The 20,361-nt window shown below is 38.3% G+C and carries 24 protein-coding genes; 13 read left to right on the top strand and 11 right to left on the bottom strand.

From position 1 onward, the window contains the following. The first annotated feature begins 652 nt into the window (after positions 1-652). The 3 genes from NU887_RS09275 to NU887_RS09285 all read left to right on the top strand — a co-directional run bounded on the left by NU887_RS09275 (position 653) and on the right by NU887_RS09285 (position 4,730). Positions 653-1,111 (top strand): response regulator transcription factor, encoded by a 459-nt coding sequence (locus NU887_RS09275; protein ID WP_258423085.1) that lies wholly within the window; start codon positions 653-655, stop codon positions 1,109-1,111. A gap of 215 nt (positions 1,112-1,326) precedes the next feature. After that, on the top strand, positions 1,327-3,111 hold the full coding sequence (locus tag NU887_RS09280) for a hypothetical protein (protein ID WP_258423086.1): 1,785 nt from the start codon (positions 1,327-1,329) through the stop codon (positions 3,109-3,111). Continuing rightward, the gene (locus NU887_RS09285) at positions 3,108-4,730 is read left to right on the top strand and encodes a hypothetical protein (protein ID WP_258423087.1); all 1,623 of its coding nucleotides are present in this window, start codon (positions 3,108-3,110) and stop codon (positions 4,728-4,730) included. Before NU887_RS09280 ends, NU887_RS09285 begins: the two co-directional genes overlap by 4 nt. A 229-nt stretch (positions 4,731-4,959) precedes the next feature. Here the strand turns inward: NU887_RS09285 and NU887_RS21250 are convergent, their stop codons facing one another. The 5 genes from NU887_RS21250 to NU887_RS09305 all read right to left on the bottom strand — a co-directional run bounded on the left by NU887_RS21250 (position 4,960) and on the right by NU887_RS09305 (position 8,212). Further along, complete coding sequence (locus NU887_RS21250) at positions 4,960-5,118, bottom strand: T9SS type A sorting domain-containing protein (RefSeq protein ID WP_420839745.1); 159 nt, start codon at positions 5,116-5,118, stop codon at positions 4,960-4,962. 267 nt (positions 5,119-5,385) lie between these two features. Next, positions 5,386-6,336: a DUF4097 family beta strand repeat-containing protein gene (locus NU887_RS09290; RefSeq protein ID WP_258423088.1), complete on the bottom strand. Its 951-nt coding sequence runs from the start codon at positions 6,334-6,336 to the stop codon at positions 5,386-5,388. Then, positions 6,323-6,718: a TM2 domain-containing protein gene (locus NU887_RS09295; RefSeq protein ID WP_258423089.1), complete on the bottom strand. Its 396-nt coding sequence runs from the start codon at positions 6,716-6,718 to the stop codon at positions 6,323-6,325. The genes NU887_RS09290 and NU887_RS09295 overlap by 14 nt, the downstream gene beginning before the upstream one ends. Continuing rightward, positions 6,711-7,046, bottom strand: coding sequence for a DUF2752 domain-containing protein (locus NU887_RS09300; RefSeq protein ID WP_258423090.1), 336 nt, complete (start codon positions 7,044-7,046; stop codon positions 6,711-6,713). Before NU887_RS09300 ends, NU887_RS09295 begins: the two co-directional genes overlap by 8 nt. A gap of 80 nt (positions 7,047-7,126) precedes the next feature. After that, positions 7,127-8,212, bottom strand: coding sequence for an oxygenase MpaB family protein (locus NU887_RS09305; RefSeq protein WP_258423091.1), 1,086 nt, complete (start codon positions 8,210-8,212; stop codon positions 7,127-7,129). Between the two features lie 48 nt (positions 8,213-8,260). On the opposite strand from NU887_RS09305, the gene NU887_RS09310 reads away from it, so the two are divergent. After that, positions 8,261-9,157 (top strand): hypothetical protein, encoded by an 897-nt coding sequence (locus tag NU887_RS09310; protein ID WP_258423092.1) that lies wholly within the window; start codon positions 8,261-8,263, stop codon positions 9,155-9,157. A gap of 103 nt (positions 9,158-9,260) precedes the next feature. Here the strand turns inward: NU887_RS09310 and NU887_RS09315 are convergent, their stop codons facing one another. Together NU887_RS09315 and NU887_RS09320 are read right to left on the bottom strand one after the other, a co-directional pair. Beyond that, positions 9,261-9,587, bottom strand: coding sequence for a hypothetical protein (locus tag NU887_RS09315; RefSeq protein WP_258423093.1), 327 nt, complete (start codon positions 9,585-9,587; stop codon positions 9,261-9,263). Positions 9,588-9,724: 137 nt separating this feature from the next. Beyond that, a complete protein-coding gene (locus NU887_RS09320) occupies positions 9,725-10,171 on the bottom strand; it encodes a hypothetical protein (RefSeq protein WP_258423094.1) in 447 nt (148 codons plus the stop codon). A 500-nt stretch (positions 10,172-10,671) separates the two neighbouring features. Here NU887_RS09320 and NU887_RS09325 point away from each other — a divergent pair, with 500 nt between their 5' ends. Continuing rightward, positions 10,672-11,457, top strand: coding sequence for an AAA family ATPase (locus NU887_RS09325; RefSeq protein WP_258423095.1), 786 nt, complete (start codon positions 10,672-10,674; stop codon positions 11,455-11,457). A gap of 201 nt (positions 11,458-11,658) precedes the next feature. On the opposite strand, the gene NU887_RS09330 is transcribed toward NU887_RS09325, so the two are convergent. Next, the gene (locus tag NU887_RS09330; RefSeq protein WP_258423096.1) at positions 11,659-13,215 is read right to left on the bottom strand and encodes an AbgT family transporter; all 1,557 of its coding nucleotides are present in this window, start codon (positions 13,213-13,215) and stop codon (positions 11,659-11,661) included. An 81-nt stretch (positions 13,216-13,296) separates the two neighbouring features. Here NU887_RS09330 and NU887_RS09335 point away from each other — a divergent pair, with 81 nt between their 5' ends. Continuing rightward, on the top strand, positions 13,297-14,253 hold the full coding sequence (locus NU887_RS09335; RefSeq protein ID WP_258423097.1) for an endonuclease/exonuclease/phosphatase family protein: 957 nt from the start codon (positions 13,297-13,299) through the stop codon (positions 14,251-14,253). Between the two features lie 8 nt (positions 14,254-14,261). Continuing rightward, positions 14,262-15,179, top strand: a complete 918-nt coding sequence (locus NU887_RS09340) for an SMP-30/gluconolactonase/LRE family protein (protein WP_258423098.1) — start codon at positions 14,262-14,264, stop codon at positions 15,177-15,179. A gap of 85 nt (positions 15,180-15,264) precedes the next feature. Here the strand turns inward: NU887_RS09340 and ung are convergent, their stop codons facing one another. Then, positions 15,265-15,927, bottom strand: coding sequence for a uracil-DNA glycosylase (gene ung / locus NU887_RS09345; RefSeq protein ID WP_258423099.1), 663 nt, complete (start codon positions 15,925-15,927; stop codon positions 15,265-15,267). Between the two features lie 77 nt (positions 15,928-16,004). On the opposite strand from ung, the gene apaG reads away from it, so the two are divergent. Then, entirely contained in the window at positions 16,005-16,391 is a 387-nt protein-coding gene (gene apaG / locus NU887_RS09350; protein WP_258423100.1) for a Co2+/Mg2+ efflux protein ApaG, read from the top strand. A gap of 2 nt (positions 16,392-16,393) precedes the next feature. After that, positions 16,394-17,173: an O-methyltransferase gene (locus NU887_RS09355; protein ID WP_258423101.1), complete on the top strand. Its 780-nt coding sequence runs from the start codon at positions 16,394-16,396 to the stop codon at positions 17,171-17,173. Here NU887_RS09355 and NU887_RS09360 read toward each other — a convergent pair. Next, positions 17,167-17,757 (bottom strand): TPMT family class I SAM-dependent methyltransferase, encoded by a 591-nt coding sequence (locus NU887_RS09360; protein ID WP_258423102.1) that lies wholly within the window; start codon positions 17,755-17,757, stop codon positions 17,167-17,169. The genes NU887_RS09355 and NU887_RS09360 overlap by 7 nt on opposite strands. Before the next feature lie 39 nt (positions 17,758-17,796). Between NU887_RS09360 and NU887_RS09365 the strand changes: the two genes are divergently transcribed. The 4 genes from NU887_RS09365 (at position 17,797) to rplI (ending at position 19,902) form a co-directional block, all read left to right on the top strand. Continuing rightward, positions 17,797-18,711, top strand: coding sequence for a hypothetical protein (locus NU887_RS09365; protein WP_258423103.1), 915 nt, complete (start codon positions 17,797-17,799; stop codon positions 18,709-18,711). Between the two features lie 91 nt (positions 18,712-18,802). Beyond that, positions 18,803-19,174: a 30S ribosomal protein S6 gene (gene rpsF, locus NU887_RS09370; protein ID WP_258423104.1), complete on the top strand. Its 372-nt coding sequence runs from the start codon at positions 18,803-18,805 to the stop codon at positions 19,172-19,174. Next, entirely contained in the window at positions 19,171-19,422 is a 252-nt protein-coding gene (gene rpsR / locus NU887_RS09375) for a 30S ribosomal protein S18 (RefSeq protein WP_113924785.1), read from the top strand. The genes rpsF and rpsR overlap by 4 nt, the downstream gene beginning before the upstream one ends. Positions 19,423-19,458: 36 nt before the next feature. Beyond that, positions 19,459-19,902 carry a 50S ribosomal protein L9 gene (gene rplI, locus NU887_RS09380; protein ID WP_241125842.1) on the top strand — a complete coding sequence of 148 codons (444 nt, stop codon included), beginning with the start codon at positions 19,459-19,461 and terminating at the stop codon, positions 19,900-19,902. A gap of 66 nt (positions 19,903-19,968) precedes the next feature. Here rplI and NU887_RS09385 read toward each other — a convergent pair whose 3' ends face one another. Then, positions 19,969-20,217: a hypothetical protein gene (locus tag NU887_RS09385; protein ID WP_258423105.1), complete on the bottom strand. Its 249-nt coding sequence runs from the start codon at positions 20,215-20,217 to the stop codon at positions 19,969-19,971. Positions 20,218-20,361 lie beyond the last annotated feature (144 nt).

Consider the following 20,361-nt stretch of genomic DNA (forward strand, 5'->3'; position numbering starts at 1 on the left):
CCGAAGGGGTAACATTTTTATAGAATAAAATGAAGCGTGAGATTGAATTTGGTTTTGGCTAATTTGATGGGAAATTGTAAGTATAGTTTCCGCCAAAACAGATCTAGTTTTTTTAACCACAGATAAAAAAGATGAACACAGATCTTGCGTCTATTTTTGAAAGTCTTAAATCTTGGGTCCTGTATCCAGTGGCTATTTTTAAGTCTTGAAACTTATGCCTAGCATCGTGTATCTTTTTTTGTTGTGTGCTATGGGTTGTCATTTTTACCAAGTTGTCGAAATCCGACATTAATAATTCTTCATTCTTAATTCTGAATTTTCAAAGTCTTAAGTCTTGTGTCTTATATCTTATGTCTAGTCAACACCAAATTCCCCCTCCCCCCTACCAAATTCTCCCCAATCTCCGCCAATTTCTAATTTTTGTAGAAATATTTATAAAGTGTTTTTAATTCTAAAAAGTATTTCCTAATTTTAAAGTACTTGAAATCAAAGTATTAGCCAAATAGATTTTTGTATTCAAGTCTCTAAACATCCTGAAAAGGATAAAAATCTTGGTAGTTTTTTGTGATTAGCCAAACAGCACAGATCCTGCCCTTTAAACTTATCCGCTTCGGCGGAACCACACTAATTATTCCTTTTTAATTTTTCTTAGATGAGAACATTATTAGCCAATCCTGATGCCTTATTCAGGTTCCAAAAAATCCTCCTCCCCTCCTATGCCCTCCTATTTATAGGTGCTGCATACATCCTCTTCGGAGAAGTCGCAGACAAACTCGAGTGGAATGAAACCGTGTATGTGCTAGTGTTGATCATGGCAGCTTCCTTTGGGATCTCCTTCGCTTGGGCGAGGATAGAATACTCCAAGGTCCGTGTCCTGATGGACAAACTCCAAACAGCAGAAAAAAACAAAGAAACCTCTCTCCAACACCGACTCAATCAACTTTCCTTCAAGGAAAAAGAAGTACTCAACCATATCCTTGCCGGTAAAAGCAACAAGGAAATCTGCGCTACCCTCTTTATAGAACACAGCACACTCAAGTCCCATATCAACCACATCTACAAAAAGCTCGGATTCAATTCCCGAAAAGAGATCGTATTGGCCTTGAAATAGGTGTTTTTTACATAAATAAGTATAAATCAACCTTTTTTCAACCTGTTTTTCCCTCCAATTTCTTTGAAGAATTGATAAGTTCACTATCTAATCAACATCGTACTCCGATATAAATAAGGCCTCGGAAAAAAGCCAAGTATTATTTCAAAAAGAAAATAAACACCACCAATTCTGGTTGTGAAGGAAAAAACTCACATCAAACCAATATTGTAGCCATGCTTGATTCAGCTATTGCTCTAACAGTAATTCTTTTTGTACTTAGCATAGTATCTGAAAAGTTCATTCAACTTATTCGGTCGTACCCACATACATTTTCAATAATTTTAATCGCTATTGCTGCCTTTTTCTTTTACCGGGCGATTATTCTTTTTAGTTATGTTTTTGGAAATAGTGTATTTGATTTATTGATAATTTATATTTTGAATCTCACGCTTTTGGCATTTAGTTTCGTTTTTCTCAGCGCCCATAGGTGGAACTGGATTTATGGAACGAAACTTAGCCGTTTTTTATTCATTGTAGCTTGGATACTCATTCTAATTTGGGCGCTTTGCGAATCAGCATATTCGCTTTACCCATTTGTCGGGGGGATAATTCTTTTTTCTTCGCTGATTAGTCTGGGAATGAGGCATGATACTATATCTATTGGTTCAAAACGAGTCGACCTCAAGTTTTTCAAGAGAATAAAAAAGGATTTTGTTGTTAGGAAAGAAGTTGAGGATAAAGAAAAAAAAGAAAATGAAATAACAGTGCTAAGTATTTTGATTGGAGTTGTTATTGCATTTGCATTCAAAGCCAATTTTTTTAAACTGATAAAGGATTTCGAAAAAAATTCCCAAAAAATCACAATCGGGTGGGAAGAAGGGGAGTTTCCATTAAAAAACATTTTTTCAAATCAAAAACCATATTTTGAAGAATCATGGACTTTCGATCCCATCTTTTTGATTGGGATTTTCTTGACAGGCTTTTTCCTTTCCTTCGGTTCAAAATTCTTTCATGACCTGTTGGACAGACTATACTATGCAAAAAAAGCAAATCAAGCCCTTAACGATCCTGAGATTCTAAATCAAACAAGTGCTGCAAAAGTGTCCGAATTTGTCGAAAGCTATAATGTTGAGAAAACCTACCACAAATACAAATCCCTCTTACTAAATGAACCGGGTATCATGGGAGTTTCTATTCAAAGGAAGGAGTTAGTAAACAGGTGGGTTGATTATTTGATGATTTCATTGGAGGGAAACCACAACGGCAGCTTCGAGGAAAAGGTTAGAAGTATAATTCGGGATTTTGAGATACCTATACAATTTGAAAGCAATGTTGGAAAAGTTGAATTAACAAGTGGAATCAGTTTTAAAGATAGTATTGAAAATGCTTCCACACCAAAAAATAAAGGTTCTATTGCGATCGAGGTGTATAAAGAAGACAAACCTAATATTAAATATTTGTTAACATGCTTCCATGTTGTCAAGCACCCTAACCATAATTGGAGTGGTCAATTATCAAATAACCCTTTAGATAATCGTGTAATAATAGGCTCAGGGGGTAAAGATAATGGAACAGTAATTAATGCTTTAAGATCAAGTGTTTGGGAATGCGCATTAATTGAGGTGGATGAATTCAATTCAATTTCACCTCTTCAAAATTTGATAAATATGGTTATAAAAGAACCTCGGGTGTTGGATAAAAAAGATTTGAGTCAAGATGCTTTTATGTTTAGCAGGAAAAAAAACTCAAATCAAAAAGGAGAATTATTAAGTCATTCATGTTCATTTGAACTTGATTTTCCGGGTGACACAAATCCATTTCAAATGTATGATTTGATTAAAGTTTGGAATAAACAAAACCAATCTCCAATTCAAGATTTTGGAGACTCAGGAAATTTATTATATGACGATAATGGGTTTGCCTTAGGTATTGTTTTCGCAAAGTCCAATCAATTCACCTATGCTATGAATATCAATTTTCCACTAAATTATTTTAACGTTAAAATTAGAAAGCCATGAAAACTCTTAACTTCCTTTCAATTCTATTTTTCCTTTTTACAGGAACTATTCATTTATCTTTTTCCCAAAAATTAACATTAAGACTAGGTAGTGACCCTGCCACTGTTGAGCATGATGCGGATCCAATTTTAACGGGATATAAAGGAAATCCACGATCGTTTGATAAAATTCCAAATATCGATGAACTAAAAAAAATCGAAATTGATCCGAAACTAATTATTTCAGCTATACCTAACCCAAGTTTTAAAATAAAAACCAATTTAAGTGATAACATTCAAGATTTGCTATTAAATGATGGAAAGCTTAGTTTTTCAAATTTAGGTAGTAATGTAAATTATGTAGAATTTATTGTCAACAACGGAAGTGGAACCTTACAAAATAATATATTTAAATTCAGTATAAATTCTAGTAGTAAACCTGTAAATAATACAAAATCTGCGCCCAAAGATTTTACTCCTTTTCCTTTCCCAATTTTTTCCAATTCTTTTGATCAAACAACTTTCAATAAACACCATCGAATATTAATAATAGATGGAACTTCAAGAAATAATCTTAACAGAGGGTTCAGTCTAAAAAAAGGAGATAAGAAAGATTCTACTAATCTATTATTAAAAGATGTTAATGCACTTGTAACGGGGAAGAGTTTAAGTGTTTTCACTAAAAATATAGGTTTAAGAAATCTAGACTATATAAGAGTTTCAGTAAACGGAAGCGACTACACATTTAATGCTGGGGTCAGTAATTTATTAGAATTAGCATCTGCTTTAGACCCGGAGGAAGAACTTAAAAATTTAGAAGGCCTGACTAGCGAGGAAATCAAAACAGAAAATGAAAAACAAAACAGAATTGCTCAGGAATATTTTAGTTCAATTCAAAATCATCTGAATGATATAAATGAATTGTCAATCGAAGATTTTCAGACATTGCAACAATACCAATCTTTGCTTCTTGATTCAATAAAGGGAATACGACTTGATCCTACTTCAATTGTAATGGTCAGCAAAATAGTATCCTTTACTCCAAAATACATAAATCTAACGAGTTTCCCTCTAACTATTCCAAATAATGATGAAGTTACTATTTCTACTGAGGTAAAATACAAAGGAATCCAACCAAATTCCATTTCATCCGGAACTTTTAAAACAACTGGTGCACTCTCCGTAAATGTTGGCTCTGCAATATACTTAACGGGTTTAAAAAATAACAAAGTATATACTGAACCTGTAATTGTGTCTGGTCAAGCAGATGAATTAAGAGCGGTGATTGATGAAGATGACCAACTATCTGTTGGAGTTGGTATTAATTCCGAAGTTACATACAGAACCGGATCAATATTTAGACCTGCAATAAACATTGGGTTTTTTGTTCCATTTGATGAGGAAATTACACCTTTTTTTGCATTAGGCCCTGCATTATCTATTATTGACAGTAAAGTTAGCCTCAATTTTTCTTATGGATTTGCATTTGGAAAAATAAACAGTATCAATGAACGTTATCGCGATACCAACCTTAATAATATTCCAAATTTTAGCGAGCTGGACCTTATCCAAAAAGTCTGGTCAAAAAGTTGGTATGTAGGAATCGGTGTAGGCTACAATATAAATTCTAGCGATAAATAAAAATTCCTGTGTAACAACTTGCTCTAGATAAATTTTAATCTGAGTCCCCTTTAGGCGTAGCCAAACGGTGGATTTTAGGACGGGGTGAAATTTCTGATTTCACCCTTTTATCATTTCCAATATTTTATTAGTAAATATTGAACCCTTCTCAGCTTGAACCTGAAAGAAAACCCTCATATCATCCCCAACCTTCCAACTTTGGAACCTCCAAACCCTATAACCTATCTCCCTATCTCTCCACCACCACCTTCTTCCCTACCACTTCCCTTCCATTCCAAGCCTGTAAAAAGTATATCCCGGAAGGGAATCTGAATAGTTCGATAAAGGTTTCTTGGGTTTGGAATTGTTGATGGAAGATAGGTTTGCCCATGGTATCGTAAATATGGATTCAGTATTTGGTTGGGAAAGGTTGACTTTGAATATACCGTCAGAGGGATTCTAAGAAAGGTCCAGGCAGAAATTGGATTCTTGGAGAAGATTTCCACCAAAAACCAAAAAAAAGCCATTGACCCTCTTAGGCCAATGGCTTTTCTTCATTTATAAATCTTCGGAATCTCTAATTTTCCAATCCTCCAATCCTTTCAAATTGAAACATTAAAACCTTGAAACTTCCTTAGAAATCTTCCAATTTTTCAATGTTCAAATCTTTCAATCCCTAATTCACAATCTTAATACTCCCGCTGCTCACTTTTCCCCGTATGGTATTTGAAGCACCGTTATCAAGATCGAGTTCTTTGCCGGAATTTTGCTCGCCTACGCTGACGCTGCCGCTGTTGGCTTTGAGGTCGAAGTTAAAGGTTTTGAGGTCTGAGGGTGTTTGGATGCTGATGCTGCCGGAATTGGCTTCCAAGCTTGTATTGCTTCCCAAACCGGAATTCTCGGCTTTGATGCTGCCTGAACTCGCAGACAATTCTCCCAATTCTTCCACATTGACCAACCTGATATTTCCAGAATTGACCTGGGCATTGACCGCTCCTTTTACTTCCTCAATTTTCAAGCTGCCTGAAGAAGCGACTGCATCGACATTGCCGACAACATCTTTTAGGCTGATACTGCCTGAATTGACCTTGCAATTGATTTTGCCGGTCAATGCTTCTCCGCTGATGCTTCCTGAGGAAGCGTTCAATTGGATGTCGCCTACTTCGAGGGAGGTGGCTTTGATGCTTCCGGAGTTGACTTTGAGGTTGATATTTTTATGGACCACATTGAGGACATCGATAGAGCCCGAACCGTTGGTCAGGTTGAGTTTGATGTCTTCAGGCCCGGTAAGGCTGATATAGCCTTTGGTGTGGTTGGAAAAATTCCAACTGATTTCATTCTCTCCGGTCACTTCGATCTTCAGTTTGGAACCTGATTTTCTGTAGCTGATTTCCATGCCTGAACTTTCGGAAGCCTCCAGGAAACCGTCCAAATAAACTTCCGCCTCTCCAGATTTACCTTCATAACTGACTTCCAAAAACTTCCCGTCCAGTTCGATTTCTTTGATACCTTCAAAGGTTTCTTCGTAGTCTTTGGTAATGGTTTTCTCTGACGTAAAACAAGACGTCAAGAGAAAACCTGAAACCAAAAGCATTCCCATTTGTAATCCCAACTTATGCTTTGTCATTTGGATTGGTATTGACGTTTGGATAGAAATTGCTGTTGTTTGACATCATGGACAAAGTCTCATGTGCCACTTTGATGTTGTATTCGTAAGCAAGACTTTTGTAATTGACCAAGTCTACAATGGTACCGATAAAACACAATCCCAGGGTCAGGATGTAGAGGATACCCAATCCGATCTGTCCGAGAATAAAGCGGTGGAGTCCGGCAAATCCGAAGAAACCGAGCAAACAAAGGATCAATACCATTTGGTTGTCTTTTCTTCTGGCGCGATATACTTGGGCAAAAAGATTTGCCTGATCGTCATCCATGTTTTTCAGGATGCCCTGAATGTAACCCAATTCCATACCTTCAAGCTCAGGAAGGTGTCTCAATACATTAGCCATAGTAGTTAGTAGTTTTTAAGTGTCTGATTAATTCGAAAATCCGGAAACCGATCGCGCCGAAGGCAAACATGGCTAGCGGGTGCATGGACCATGATGCCTGAAAATCCCCCTTGGTCAACAGACTCATGGCCCGTCCCAATCCACATCCCGGACACCAATGGAAGCCTAGGTTCTCCAAAGGGCAAAGGGTGAAATGTTGCGCGCCATAAGGGTCGATAAGAAGGATCCCGATAAGGGCCCCGATCCAAAAGACCAATTCCAAAGGGAATGTGCGGATGAAGTTGCCGATTCTTTTCATTTGGAACTCAAAGTACGAAAAGAATGCCATAAGGTAAAAAGTGCGATTTTAACCTAAATTAACGTGTTCCAAAAATGTCCTGACACGCACACGGACAAAAAAGTGTTCGGTTATGGACGCTTGGGAACCGGGATATTCAAACTGAGTTCCTTGCCGAATTGGGTTTTACTTTGTTCCAAAAATTGGGTTCTGGTTTTGAGATACGAGGGATTTCCTCCGTTTTGTTTCAAAAAGTTGAAATCCAACACCAAAGCATAGACACTTTTGGGGAGTTTTGCTTTTTCTTTGATCCCCAATACGCCCGCCACTTCCTTTCCTACAAAATAGGCTACCAAGGTTTCTGAGAGTGAGGACAAAGTAGTGTCGGGAATGGACTTTTCATAAAAACCGAGCAAAGGCCTGATTAAAGTATTTCCGGCTTCCGAAGGTCGGACGTGGCGTTTGCGGATGAGTTTTTCCAATTCAAAAGATTCCTTGGCTGTTTCCGGCCAAAAGGCTATGTCAATTCCCAGATAATGGCCGATGACTTTCCAATAATGCAAAACTGCCTCATGGGTTTCTATACCAGGAAAACGGTTAAGCTTCTCCATTCCCCGCATTACCATCAGGCTAAAGGCAAGATTGGTACCGATCATATCTTCCTGATTGATGGGCAATCCCCAATCCGAATTCCAGTCTTTGGCATACTTGGAAACAAAATACCGGCTGAAGGCATGGATCAACCGCACCTTCGCAATGGTCAACAACGACTTATTCTCTTCGATAAATGTTCCGGGAACAAAACAATCCAACAGGAACAAGGCAGTCTCCGAAAGCCGCATGCCCACCTCATCTGTTATTCTTTTGGAGCGTACCAGGACTTGGGCACCGTCTGCGAAAGCATAGCAATAAGGCAAAGAATAAAAACCCAAGAGGGAAAGGTAGAGATTTCCTTCTTTGTCAAAAAATTCCTGAGCGGTCTTGACTTTTCCGGGAACAATGAAATCCGGTGCTTGGTGGAAGAAAAGAAAGAAGCTTTTCAATTCGGCAGGAAATGAAGCCAACTCCTTTTTGGAAGGCAAAGCTTTCCAGCTATTGATTTTTTCGCACCATGCAGCTTCACCAATCAAAAAAAGTACTGCATCATCAGCCAAGCTGTCCCCTACTTTCCTGAGACTTTCGAGATTTTTATTGGTATATAAAGTTAATTTTCCCACGTTTGTCTAACTGCCATTTTGTATTTTAGTTTCCGAAATGTAAAGTATATGTATCCAAAATTTCAAATTGCTTTAGTCACCCTATTTATCTCGCTGTCATTCAATGCTTTTGCTCAGGGAAATTTTGACCTGATTGCGATCGATGGCAAAAAATCAAGCGGGAAGTTGGTTCTGGATTATAATTCCATCAAGTTGATTACGGACCGGCCATTGTATGACAACCAACCTGCATTTATCAATGACATTCAGATGGCTTTTTCGGCGGTTGACGAAAAGGGAAACAACGACATCATCATTTACAACTTTGAAAAAGACAAGTTTACCAACCTCACCAAAACTGCGGACAGGAATGAATTTTCACCTTCCCTGACGGATTGTGGTCTGTATGTGTCGGCAGTGACCGTCGAACCGGATGGCAAGCAAAGACTGTGGCTCTACCCTACCAATTTTGGGGAACCGGAGTTGCTGTATGACGACATCGAACCAGTGGGCTATTACGATTGGTATGACAATAAAGCTGCGATGTTTGTCCTTGGCCAACCCAATAAACTCGTCTATCCTTACAGCAAATCTGAGTTGCATACCATCAGTGAAAATGTCGGTAGATCGGTGAAGAAAAAACCAAAAACCAGCATCATCACTTATATCGACAAAAACGTCAGCAAAGATGTGGACGGTATGAAATCCTATGCCATCAAAGGATTTGATATTGAAAAAAGAACCTATTTCGATTATGGTTATACTTTTCCCGGTTCGGAAGACTTCATTTGGTTGGACAATCAGCTTCTCCTGATGGGTAAAGGAAATGACTTGTATGTCAGAAAAGCGGAAAAAACGGATTGGGAAAAAGCAGGTTCCATCATCCTGGAAGGCTATCAGAACATTACCCGAATGGCCTATTCGGCTGATTTGAAGAAGTTGGTGGTGGTGATGGAGAGGAAATGAGCGAAGGTAGAGGAATGGAAAAGTAATTGGTAAGAAGTAAGTGGTAATGGATTTAGAATTTTTGAATTTCCAAAACAAGAGGAAGAATGAAATTGAGATACTCTCAGAATCCCACTCCTATATATCCATGCTGAACTATTAAATATAAAACTATTAAAGGAGGAAGGCCGAAAATTGCAAATGTCAGCCATGGATCATAGTAAACTTTTTTAGCATTTTCGATCCTCTCAAAAGGGATTTCTATGAAATTTTCCTCTAATTTATTTGTCTTGTTTTTAGTGTTGGTAATGAATCCAAAAAGTGATGAAGCAGTCGAATTCTTCACTTTAAAACTAAGCTCTCTGCCATCTTTTAGCATTACAAGGTAAATTGAATTTACTTCAAAATTCTTGTTTATTTCAGTGTTTGAAAAATCAAGAGGTTTATCCATTTTGTAGACTTTTGAAAAATCTTTGGTCACTATGCAAGATGACAGCCCAAATGATATTAAAATTAAAGTGAGGTATTTCATTGCGATCTATTTAAGAATGATTGGTTTCTGTGATGTTTTTAAGCGAATTGAAATTTTCAAAACAGCCAGTAATCTTGGGATTCATTCCCGGGATCTGCAAGGATAATCAGTACGCAAACACCCGATAGGATCAATATCCCAACAAGGAAAGCCACCAAAGCAGAAGTTTTGAGCGCATCTATTACCCTTATTTTTGCATGGGCAATTTGTTGTAATTTAATCTCTTGGTATTTGGCTTTTGGAAACTCCAAAAAAGGAGGACTTTGAGTGATGTAGCCGGAAATTGTCTGATTTGATCTTTTATCGATAAGGATGTAGCATTCTGAATCATCCGCCAACCGGATATAATATTCCTCGTTTTCCTGAAAAGTAACCAAGGTGTCAAAATTCGAAAAAGAGACGTTTTGGGGTAAATTGTAAGTCTTTGATAAGTCCTCATATCTGGTACAGGACATCAAATAAAACCCCAAAAAAAGGAAGAGAATATTTAGTTTCGGTTCCATATTTCATGCCGTTTGATTTCTTTGTAAAATTAAAAAGTGGGCATTACTTGGATCGGGTGTTCCAAATTTTAAATAATTGATTTAAACCATGGTGATTTTTTATTTTATTGAAAATCACTTTTACCTATTATTTCTTTGGAAAGTTCACTGATTTTCATCTAAAATGGAATCCAGCTCCTTTTAAAAGAAAAAAAGAAACCTTCGAATCCTTCGGTGATTTTGGTTAAAAAAGTAACTTGTCTAAATAAGACACAAGATGAAAGACACAAGATGCAAGACTTGATTCGTTTAAAACAATGATATATGATAACCCGATAACGCGAAGCTGATAACTCGACAACACGAAGCAGACAACAAAAAAAGACACAAGATTCAAGACTTGATTCCCCAACAACAATCACACCTGTCCGCTGTGGCGGAACCACTACAACCTCTATAACAAAACAACAACTAAAACAAAGAAAACGGTATCCCCGTAGTGACCAGAATCCTTCAAAGCCATGTACTACCTATCACGCATATCCCTTCCAAAAGGTCCTCAAACCCAATTCCCATTTACTTTGCAGGCATTCAGGGAATTGGAAAGCATGTCATTTGAAACACCGGTGACAGTCTTTGTTGGTGAAAATGGATCTGGCAAATCTACCCTGCTTAAAGCCTTGGCAATCAAGCTTAACCTTCCTGCCATTGGAAGCAACGATTTGGAATCGGATGAGACATTGGAAGGGGTTAAGTCTTTCGGTGAAGCCATCATCACTTCATGGAAGAAAAAGGCTTTTCGGGGGTTTTTCTTTAGGGCTGAGGATTATTTTGGATTCGTGAAGCGCCTCAAAAACATCGATCAGGAATTCAAAGGTGACATTGTTGATTTTGAAAAGCGTCTGAGTGGAACAGGCTTGAAATTGGCGGTAGGTGCAGTGTATGGCCAAAAAGAAGCACTGCTCAGAAAATATGGAGATTTGACAGAGGTGTCACATGGAGAAGGATTTTTGAAAGTTTTACAAGGGAGGTTGCAGGCTGAAGGGATTTACCTGATCGACGAACCTGAAGCTGCGCTATCTCCTCAGCGTCAATTGGCACTTTTTTCTTTGATCAAAAACCTTTCAGAAAACCACGGTTGCCAGTTTATCATAGCCACCCACTCTCCCATTCTGATGACTTTGCCCAATGCGACGATCTACCAGTTTTCAGATTCAATTCAGAAAGTGAACTATGAGGACACCGAGCATTTTACGATCATGAAAAACTTCCTCAACAACCCTGAGGCATTTTTGAGGTATTTGTAAAAGTCATTTTTTTATTTTATCGGGTACAATTTGCCCAAACTCAAATTAAGTATCTGTATCCGATAAAGTCACTTCCAGGCCCAAAGTGCAACATATCAGATACCCATATCAATAAATATCCAATATCAATAAAATCGGATTTGATAAAGATTCACCCTATGAAGCCATCAGCTACCTTCAATCCATATAATCCCCAATAAATCACGGCACCGCCATCACATACTCATAAGTGCTCTGCAATCCCAAAGGAATACCCAAAGTCCAATAAAGCAACAAAAACAAAGTCCATGTCACCAGCAAGATCATGGAATAAGGCAACATCATCGAAACCAAGGTTCCGATTCCCGTAGACTTGACATACCGTTGGCAGAAAACCACAATTAAAGGAAAATAGGGCAACAAGGGCGTGATTATATTGGAAACGGAATCTCCTACCCTGTAAGCTGCTTGGGTCAGATCAGGAGATATCCCCAACTGCATCAGCATGGGCACAAATATAGGACTGATCAATGCCCACTTAGCGGAAGCCGAACCTACCAGAAGATTGACCAATGAAGTCAAAATGACTATACCTATGATGGTGATTTGAGAAGGCAGGGCTAAGGACTGAAGGAAATTGGCCCCTTTCAGCGCAGTCAATGCACCGATATTGGATTTTCCAAAAGCATCTATAAACAGGGCACAGAAAAAGGCCATCACAATATAATATGCCATACTTCCCATTGCTTTGCTCATGGAGGCAACCATGTCTTTCATACTCTTGTACGTTCCTGCAGCAAAGCCATAAATCAATCCAGGAATCCAAAACAAGGCAAAAATTAGCGGTACAATGGATTTCATCAATGGTGCATCCCTTGAAGTGATCTCTCCTGCTGCATCCCTCCATGCGGAATCTTGCGGAAATACCCATAAAAAGAGTCCCAAGACACAAAGGAACATAACTCCAAATGCCATCCAAAATGCTTTTTTCTCTTTGGCATTCAGGATATCAATTTTAGGAATGTCGTCAAGATTTTCATCCACTTTCACATTTTTATTCAATCTTGGTTCCACCACCTTATCTGTCAGGTACCAAACGACAATAACCACAACCAAGCTTGAAAGACCGGTAAAAAAGATATTGTTCAGAGGATTAAGAACAATCTCCGGATCGATGATCTGGGCAGCTGATTGAGTAAAACTCTGGATCAATGGATCAATACTTGATGGGATAAAGTTGGCACCGAATCCTCCCGAAACACCGGCAAAAGCAGCTGCTATCCCTGCTAAGGGGTGTCTGCCTGCCGCATAAAAAATCACGCCACCCAAAGGTATAACCAACACATAGCCGGCGTCGGCAGCGGTATGACTGACTATCGCCACCAAAACCAAAATCGGAGTCAGCAGCATTCTTGGGGTCACTCCCAATAAAAACTTCAAACCTGTATTGATAAATCCTGAATGCTCAGCAACCCCAACTCCCAACATCGCCAACAACACTACACCTAAAGGTGGAAAATTGATAAAAACCCCGGTCATATTGGCGAAGAATGCCGCAAATTGTGTTCCTGTCAACAGGTTTTGGATCTTTAGCGCTCCTCCGTTTCTAGGGTCAATGGCCCCAAAGTCGATGGGAGAAAGTATGGCTGACAGCACCCAAGTAAAAACCATCAATATCAGAAAAAGTATAGCCGGATCAGGAAGTTTGTTTCCTGCCTTTTCTATAAAATCCAAAAATCTGTCCAAAAAGGTTCTGGGTTTTTTCTCAATATTGTTCATAAAGGATTAAATTGGGTTTTGATAAAAATAGCAAGCTTTTCTAATTTTCATATCATTCATTTCATTCTTTCTCTTATTGCGATGTCAATCAATCTGTTTTCCCCTCCCAAAGAAGTTCAGGACGAACTTGAAGCTTTCAAAAGTTTCTTGGATTCCACCATTCCTGCAAAAAAACTCGATAAAAATGTCCTGATCTGTACATGGAATATCCGGATGTTTGGTGATATCACCATGAAATGGGAATCAGGAGAAAATGACTCTCCAAAAAGAGATGCCCATGCCCTACTTTGTATTGTTGAGATTATTAAGAGGTTTGACATCATTGCCGTTCAGGAAGTGCGGGGCAATTTCAAAGGATTGAGGGAAACTATGCACCTGTTGGGTTCGGATTGGAGTTTTTTGATGACTGATGTCACCGTAGGATCCAAGGGAAACAATGAAAGACTTGCCTTTATCTTTGATACCCGTAAAGTCAAATTGTCTGGACTTGCCTGCGAGATCGTCATTCCCGATGAAATTTTGGAGAAAAACAAGGAAATCCATACCGATGCACTGAAGCGCCAATTTGCGAGGACTCCCTATGGGGTGAGTTTCAAAGCCGGCAAAAGTACTTTTGTGTTATTGACTCTTCATGTGCTCTTTGGGTCAAAATCTCAAGATCGGGTTGGAGAGATCCAAGCTATTGCTGACTGGATTTTTGACTGGTCAAAGGAGATGGCTTCCTGGAACCACAGTCTGCTGACATTGGGAGATTTTAACCTGATGCGAAAGGGAGATCCGACCTTTGATGCCTTCATTTCTACCGGACTTTTTATCCCAAATGACCTTCAGGAACAGGACAGAACTGTTTTCAAAAAAACCAATACATTCTACGACCAAGTGGCGTGGTTTGAAAACAACATCAACCTGAAGTATGTACAGGGAGGCATTGTGGATTTTCGAGACCATGTACTCAAGGATAGGAACTATACAATTTCTCAATTATCTTTCCGCCTTTCTGATCATTTTCCACTTTGGACTGAATTTATTACCCAATAAAAATACCTATGATAACCTTAAAAAAATACGGCCTCACGGCAATAATTGCTGTTATTTTCGCATTCAACGGCCTATCCCAAGAATTGGATAGAGGAAGTGTCGTTGCCAAAAATGCAGAACTGAAAAAAGTCGGGGAAGGCTACACATTTACTGAAGGCCCGGCTGTCCACCGCAACGGTGACATTTATTTCACAGATCAACCCAATGACAAAATTTTCAAATGGTCCGCAACAAGAGATGAGGTGACTCTTTTCAAAGAAGGTGGAAAGCGATCAAATGGAATGTATTTTGACAGAAAAGACATCCTGATTTCATGTGCCGATGAAGAAAATCAATTGATTGCCATCGATGATAAAGGAGAAATGAAAATCCTGATAGAAAACTATAAAGGAAAGAAACTAAATGGGCCAAATGATGTGTGGATAGCACCAAACGGCGGGATGTACCTCACCGACCCATTGTACAAAAGGCCTTGGTGGACGGGAAGAAGCCAAGAAATGGAACAAGATGGTGAACACCTTTATTATTTAGCCCCGGATAAGATCCAATTTTTCAGGGTTGACGAAAAACTTGTAAAACCTAATGGTTTGGTCGGAACACCTGACGGAAAAAAACTCTATGTGGCAGATATCGGAGATAAAAAAACCTACGTCTACGATATCGAGGAGGACGGTTACCTCAAAAACAGAAAGGTTTTCTGTGAAATGGGCTCTGATGGAATGACCATTGATAACAAAGGCAACGTCTACATTACAGGCAAGGGAGTTACTGTTTTTAATCCAAAAGGTGAACAAATTGCCCATATCCCGATGAAGGAAGGATGGACTTCCAACGTGGTATTTGGAGGAACTGAACGTAAAACTTTATTTATAACTGCTATGGACGCAGTTTATACCTTGGAAATGAAAGTCAGAGGGGTTTGGTGAAAAGGATTTTTAGGTTGTAAAATTGAAAAATTGTATAATCCCTGAATTTGACCACAGTGGACAGTCGACTGTCCACTGTGGACTACTACCACCTAATCTCCCCTTTATCCTTTTCCTTTAAATAAGCATTGGCTTTGGAAAAATGTCCGCATCCCAAAAATCCCCTATGCGCCGAGAGAGGGCTAGGATGTGGGGCATGTAATTTCAGGTGTCGTCCCTCGTCAATAAACGATGCTTTTTTCTGGGCATAGGCACCCCAAAGCATAAAGACAACATTTTCCTTCGTTGTTGCGATTTTATGGATTACTGCATCTGTAAAAATTTCCCATCCTTTGTTTTGGTGTGACCCTGCCTGATGCGCACGGACCGTCAGGGTAGCATTTAAAAGTAAAACTCCTTGATCTGCCCATTTGGTCAAATCTCCATTCGGGGGCATGGAATGACCTAAGTCCCTGTTAATTTCTTTAAAAATATTGAGCAAACTCGGTGGAAAAGGAATCCCTTCCCTTACCGAAAATGAAAGACCATGCGCCTGACCAGGACCATGATATGGGTCTTGTCCAAGAATGACAACTTTTAGCTTATCCACCGTACAATGTGCAAAGGCATTGAATATTTCTTTCCCCTTTGGATATACTACCTGATTTTGGTATTCTGATTTGATAAATCCTGCCAGATCACCAAAATATGGTTTTGAAAATTCCTCTTCCAGGAGATTTTTCCACCCTGATTCGATTTTAACATCCATTTTTGTATTGTATTTCGTAGATAATTTGGAAATAAGACAAAGTTTTCGAATTTTTAAATCCCAATTGTAAAAAAGAAATGGTTACAGCTGTTACACAAGGAATTAAAGTCACTGTTCAAGTCACCTACCAAGCAGAATTTTCAAGTCCACATCAGCATCATTATGTATTTACCTATAAAGTAAATATAGAAAACAACAGCCCCAATACTATCCAACTTCTGAGAAGGAAATGGGAAATTTTTGATGCAGGAGATGCTACCAAGACTGTTGAAGGTGATGGTGTCGTGGGGCAGCAGCCGGTTCTCGAACCTGGATATCTGCATGAATATGTATCAGGATGCAACCTGAAGTCAGGTTTGGGTAAAATGAGGGGTTCATTTTTTATGGAGAAATTATTCGACGGAAAAGTTTTGGAGGTTAAAATCCCTGAATTTCAGTTGATTGCTGATATCTTCGACAATTAAACTTGAAGCGACACTTTTTTCCACTTCTATCCTATTTACGCTATTGGCTTGTCAAAGAAGACCAATATGCCATCCAATCTCCTTTTGTTTTTGACGTTTACAATGGACTTCTTGGACATATACAGCAGTCCAAAGAAAAAGACTTAGACATAGAGGAATTTAGGAAAAAATTACTCTCATGCGATGAAATCTGCGAAATAGAGGATTTTGGGGCAGGCTCAATTAAATTAAGAAAATCAAAACGAAAGATTTCCTCAGTCACTAAATACAGTACAAGTCCAAGGAAATTCTCCCAACTGTATCAGTTTTTCTGTTTAAAAACACAGGCAAATGTTGTTTTTGAGTTGGGAACATGCGTTGGAGTCAATACGCGATATTTATCCAAATCTACCAAAGGCAATTTATATACTTTTGAAGGTTCTCAAGCCCTTTGGCAAAAATCCCAAGAAAACCCCAAGCCAGAAAATACTCATTTTGTTTTGGGTGATTTAAAAAACTCCCTTCCTTACCTATTGGAGAAAAATCAAACAGTTGATTTTGCGCTTTTGGATGCCAATCATACTTATCAGGCCACTTTTGATTATTTTGAATTATTGCTTCCAAAAATCCGGGAAACAAGTATCATCGCAATTGCCGACATTCATTGGTCAAAAGAGATGAACAGGGCTTGGGAAAAGATCAAAGCACACCCTGAAGTAGTCATCAGCTTGGATTTTTATGAGTGTGGTATCTTGTTTTTTGATAAAACCCTTACCAAATCCCATTACATCCTACATTATTGATTTTTTTGTAAGATAAAAAACAACTCCTGTCCCTGTCTTGGAGAAATTGAATTGTAGCAAGTTTCCATTTTAAGAATCTTTAATTCCTTTTCAAACAACTCCTTATATTCCTCCTCACTTCCACCAAAGGGAGGGCCTGACTTTTCAAAATGCCTGTTGAACAACAATCCCACCAATTTCCCACCCGGTTTGAGAAGGTTTTTCATTTTTTTTACATAATCAGACCTTCTACAGGGTAGCAATGCGCAAAAAAAAGTCTGTTCAATGATCAGGTCGTACTGATCCTCATGGGCAAAAAAATCTCCATGATGGATTTGGCTTTCAGGAAAATCAGGGTTGATTAGTTGAAATTTTTCCAAAGGTAAAAGAGAAATATCTAATATATTAGTGTTCAAAAACCCCTTATTTAGCGCGTATTGTGCTTCATATGCATTTCCTGAGCCAGGAATAAGTATTTTTAACCAATAATTATCAATTTGGTCTAAATATTGCTTTAATGGTTTTGTAACTTCACCTACATCCCAACCAATGGAATTTTGTTGATATCTTGAAGTCCAGTAATCTTCACCAAGGATATTTGACATATAATTCATTAATTTAATAATTTCTACATTTATTCATCTATGGAAACTACTCCGCAAAAGAACGCTAAAAGTGACAATGGAAAAAACATCCTGATCATTGTCTTATTGATTTTGATTGTTGCCAGTGGCATCAAGCTTTACACAGACCACCTTGACAAAACAAGAAAATCAGAAGAAATCCTCATGCTCTCAGAAGAAAACAATGAACTGAACAGAAGGATTGATTCCATGACTTATCAGCTTGATCTCAGAATCCAAGAGATCAGCAAACTAGGCGGAGACATCGCTGCCCTAGAGGAAATTAAAGAACAGCTTACACGTGAAAGGAACCTGGACAGAAAGCGTTCCTCTGATGAAATCGCTTCCTTGAACAAGAGAATAGCAGCATTCTCCAAAACCATAGAAGAAAAAGATCAGGAAATCATCAGGCTCAGAGAAGCCAATGAGCAGCTTTTCTCAGAAAATACCGATTTGAAGACCACCCAAGCTCAAATTCAGGAAGAAGTCGCCCAATTAAATGTGAAGCAAAAAGAACTTCAGGAGAAAGTTGATATTGCAGCAAGGTTAAGAGCGGAAAATATCAGCATTGCAGCGGTGAACTCCAGAGGAAAGGAAAGGGAAGACGGTTTCAAAAACAGACAATTGGAAAAACTTCGAGTGACTTTCAACCTTGCAGACAACAAAGTGGCTGAAAAGGGTCCCAGAGATATTTATGTACAAATCATGGCACCAAATAACCAGCCTATTTTTGATGTGGCTAAAGGTTCAGGTACATTCTCTATCGATGGCAGAGAAGAATTCTATACCGTTCACCAAGATATCATCTTTGATAATTCCAAGCAGACTTTGACTTACTTCTATGAAAAAGGTACCAAATACAATCCCGGTGTATATGAAGTGAGAATTTATTCTGATGGATATCAGATTGGAACAAAGACATTTGAGGTGAAATAATCCGGTATTTTCTCTCTTATATTTGGAATAAACAGGACAAACAACTACTTTTGCGGTCTGTTTATCAAAAATAAGCTTAAATAAAAAAATCATGTTCCAAAAAAATTATGAAACGGTATTCATACTTACTCCCGTTTTGTCTGAAGTTCAGATGAAGGATACCGTAGACAAGTTTGTAAATTTGTTAAAAACTGAGGGAGCAGAAATCATTAATGTTGAGAATTGGGGTCTAAAAAAATTGGCTTACCCTATTCAGAAAAAAAGCACCGGTTTCTACGTATTGATCGAGTACAAAGCAGATCCTACTGTAATCAAGAAATTGGAAATTGAAATCAGAAGAGACGAGAAAATTCTTCGATTCCTGACCACTGTTCTTGACAAGCATGGAATTGCTTATGGAGACAAAAGAAGAAAAGGGGAATTTAACAAAAAAACTGAAGCGAAGGAGGAGCCTGTAGCATGACACTCAAAAACGAACCAATCAACAGAAACGATAACAGAAAAAAATACTGCAGATTCAAAAAAAGCGGTATCAAGTATATCGATTACAAAGACCCTAACTTCCTTTTGAAGTTTGTCAATGAGCAGGGAAAAATCCTTCCAAGAAGATTGACAGGAAATTCAGCTAAGTTTCAAAGAAAAGTGTCTAATGCCATCAAGAAGGCAAGACACTTGGCATTGATGCCATTTGTAACTGACGGTTTGAAATAGTACATCTTTGTTCATTTATCTTTAAATAGTATTACAATGGAAGTTATTCTAAAAACAGACATAAAAGGACTTGGATACAAGAATGACATGGTTGAAGTAAAACCAGGTTATGGTAGAAACTACCTCATCCCTCAGGGATTTGCGGTATTGGCTACAGGTTCCAACAAAAAAATCCTTGCCGAAAACGTAAAGCAAGCAGCCCACAAAGCTGAAAAAATCAAAACTGCTGCCGAGGAATTGGCTTCAAAACTTGCTGAAATGACTTTGGAAATCAAAGCAAAAATCGGTGAATCAGGTAAAATATTCGGAAAAGTAACAACCTTACAGATTTCTGATGCTTTGGCTACCAAAGGAGTGGATATAGACAGAAAGAAAATCTCTATCAACGTACCGGTTCAGGGTGCCGGAGAATTTGAGGCTGAAGTTGACCTTCACAGAGAAGTTAAAAGTTCAGTAAAATTTGTGGTAGTAGCTGAGTAAGCATTACCTTCAAAATACCAAAACAAAAAAGGCTTTCAAATGAAAGCCTTTTTTGTTTGGTTTTGATTAGTTCAAAGCAATCTTCTCAAGATCTTCTACCAGCTTTTTGGCAACTGCTTTACTGTTTTCCTCTCTTTTGGCTTTTAGCAACTCCAAAGCTTTCTTGCTTTTTTCAATTACACCAACTGGATTGTTGTCATATTGGAAACTGTTCCAACACCAAGATAACTCAGCATGAAGCTTCTCATCCAAGTTTAATTTTTCTAGTTTTTCCAAGGTTGAAACAATGGTTTTTTCAGAGATTTTTACTGACATGATTATAATTGTTTTGTTAAATAATGTAAATGCTTTTTTCAAATTTCGCTGCAAAACAATACATAATTTTCTGTAAATGCAAAATAATCAGCCTTTTAGTAACATTAATTTAAAATTCAATCGATTTCCAAAGAAATGTTCGAG

This window comes from Aquiflexum gelatinilyticum (genome assembly GCF_024741135.1).
Classification (GTDB): Bacteria; Bacteroidota; Bacteroidia; order Cytophagales; family Cyclobacteriaceae; genus Cognataquiflexum; species Cognataquiflexum gelatinilyticum.

Coding starts and splice junctions, on each gene's coding strand:
- NU887_RS09295 (WP_258423089.1), bottom strand. CDS start 6,718: ATGGCTAATGTATTGAGACACCTTCCTGAGCTTGAAGGTATGGAATTG.
- NU887_RS09360 (WP_258423102.1), bottom strand. CDS start 17,757: ATGTCAAATATCCTTGGTGAAGATTACTGGACTTCAAGATATCAACAA.
- NU887_RS09290 (WP_258423088.1), bottom strand. CDS start 6,336: ATGACAAAGCATAAGTTGGGATTACAAATGGGAATGCTTTTGGTTTCA.
- rpsF (WP_258423104.1), top strand. CDS start 18,803: ATGTTCCAAAAAAATTATGAAACGGTATTCATACTTACTCCCGTTTTG.
- NU887_RS09300 (WP_258423090.1), bottom strand. CDS start 7,046: ATGGCATTCTTTTCGTACTTTGAGTTCCAAATGAAAAGAATCGGCAAC.
- NU887_RS09310 (WP_258423092.1), top strand. CDS start 8,261: ATGTATCCAAAATTTCAAATTGCTTTAGTCACCCTATTTATCTCGCTG.
- NU887_RS09335 (WP_258423097.1), top strand. CDS start 13,297: ATGTCAATCAATCTGTTTTCCCCTCCCAAAGAAGTTCAGGACGAACTT.
- NU887_RS09275 (WP_258423085.1), top strand. CDS start 653: ATGAGAACATTATTAGCCAATCCTGATGCCTTATTCAGGTTCCAAAAA.
- rpsR (WP_113924785.1), top strand. CDS start 19,171: ATGACACTCAAAAACGAACCAATCAACAGAAACGATAACAGAAAAAAA.
- NU887_RS09285 (WP_258423087.1), top strand. CDS start 3,108: ATGAAAACTCTTAACTTCCTTTCAATTCTATTTTTCCTTTTTACAGGA.
- ung (WP_258423099.1), bottom strand. CDS start 15,927: ATGGATGTTAAAATCGAATCAGGGTGGAAAAATCTCCTGGAAGAGGAA.
- NU887_RS09365 (WP_258423103.1), top strand. CDS start 17,797: ATGGAAACTACTCCGCAAAAGAACGCTAAAAGTGACAATGGAAAAAAC.
- NU887_RS09320 (WP_258423094.1), bottom strand. CDS start 10,171: ATGGAACCGAAACTAAATATTCTCTTCCTTTTTTTGGGGTTTTATTTG.
- NU887_RS09325 (WP_258423095.1), top strand. CDS start 10,672: ATGTACTACCTATCACGCATATCCCTTCCAAAAGGTCCTCAAACCCAA.
- NU887_RS09280 (WP_258423086.1), top strand. CDS start 1,327: ATGCTTGATTCAGCTATTGCTCTAACAGTAATTCTTTTTGTACTTAGC.
- NU887_RS09340 (WP_258423098.1), top strand. CDS start 14,262: ATGATAACCTTAAAAAAATACGGCCTCACGGCAATAATTGCTGTTATT.
- NU887_RS09330 (WP_258423096.1), bottom strand. CDS start 13,215: ATGAACAATATTGAGAAAAAACCCAGAACCTTTTTGGACAGATTTTTG.
- rplI (WP_241125842.1), top strand. CDS start 19,459: ATGGAAGTTATTCTAAAAACAGACATAAAAGGACTTGGATACAAGAAT.
- NU887_RS09385 (WP_258423105.1), bottom strand. CDS start 20,217: ATGTCAGTAAAAATCTCTGAAAAAACCATTGTTTCAACCTTGGAAAAA.
- NU887_RS09315 (WP_258423093.1), bottom strand. CDS start 9,587: ATGGATAAACCTCTTGATTTTTCAAACACTGAAATAAACAAGAATTTT.
- apaG (WP_258423100.1), top strand. CDS start 16,005: ATGGTTACAGCTGTTACACAAGGAATTAAAGTCACTGTTCAAGTCACC.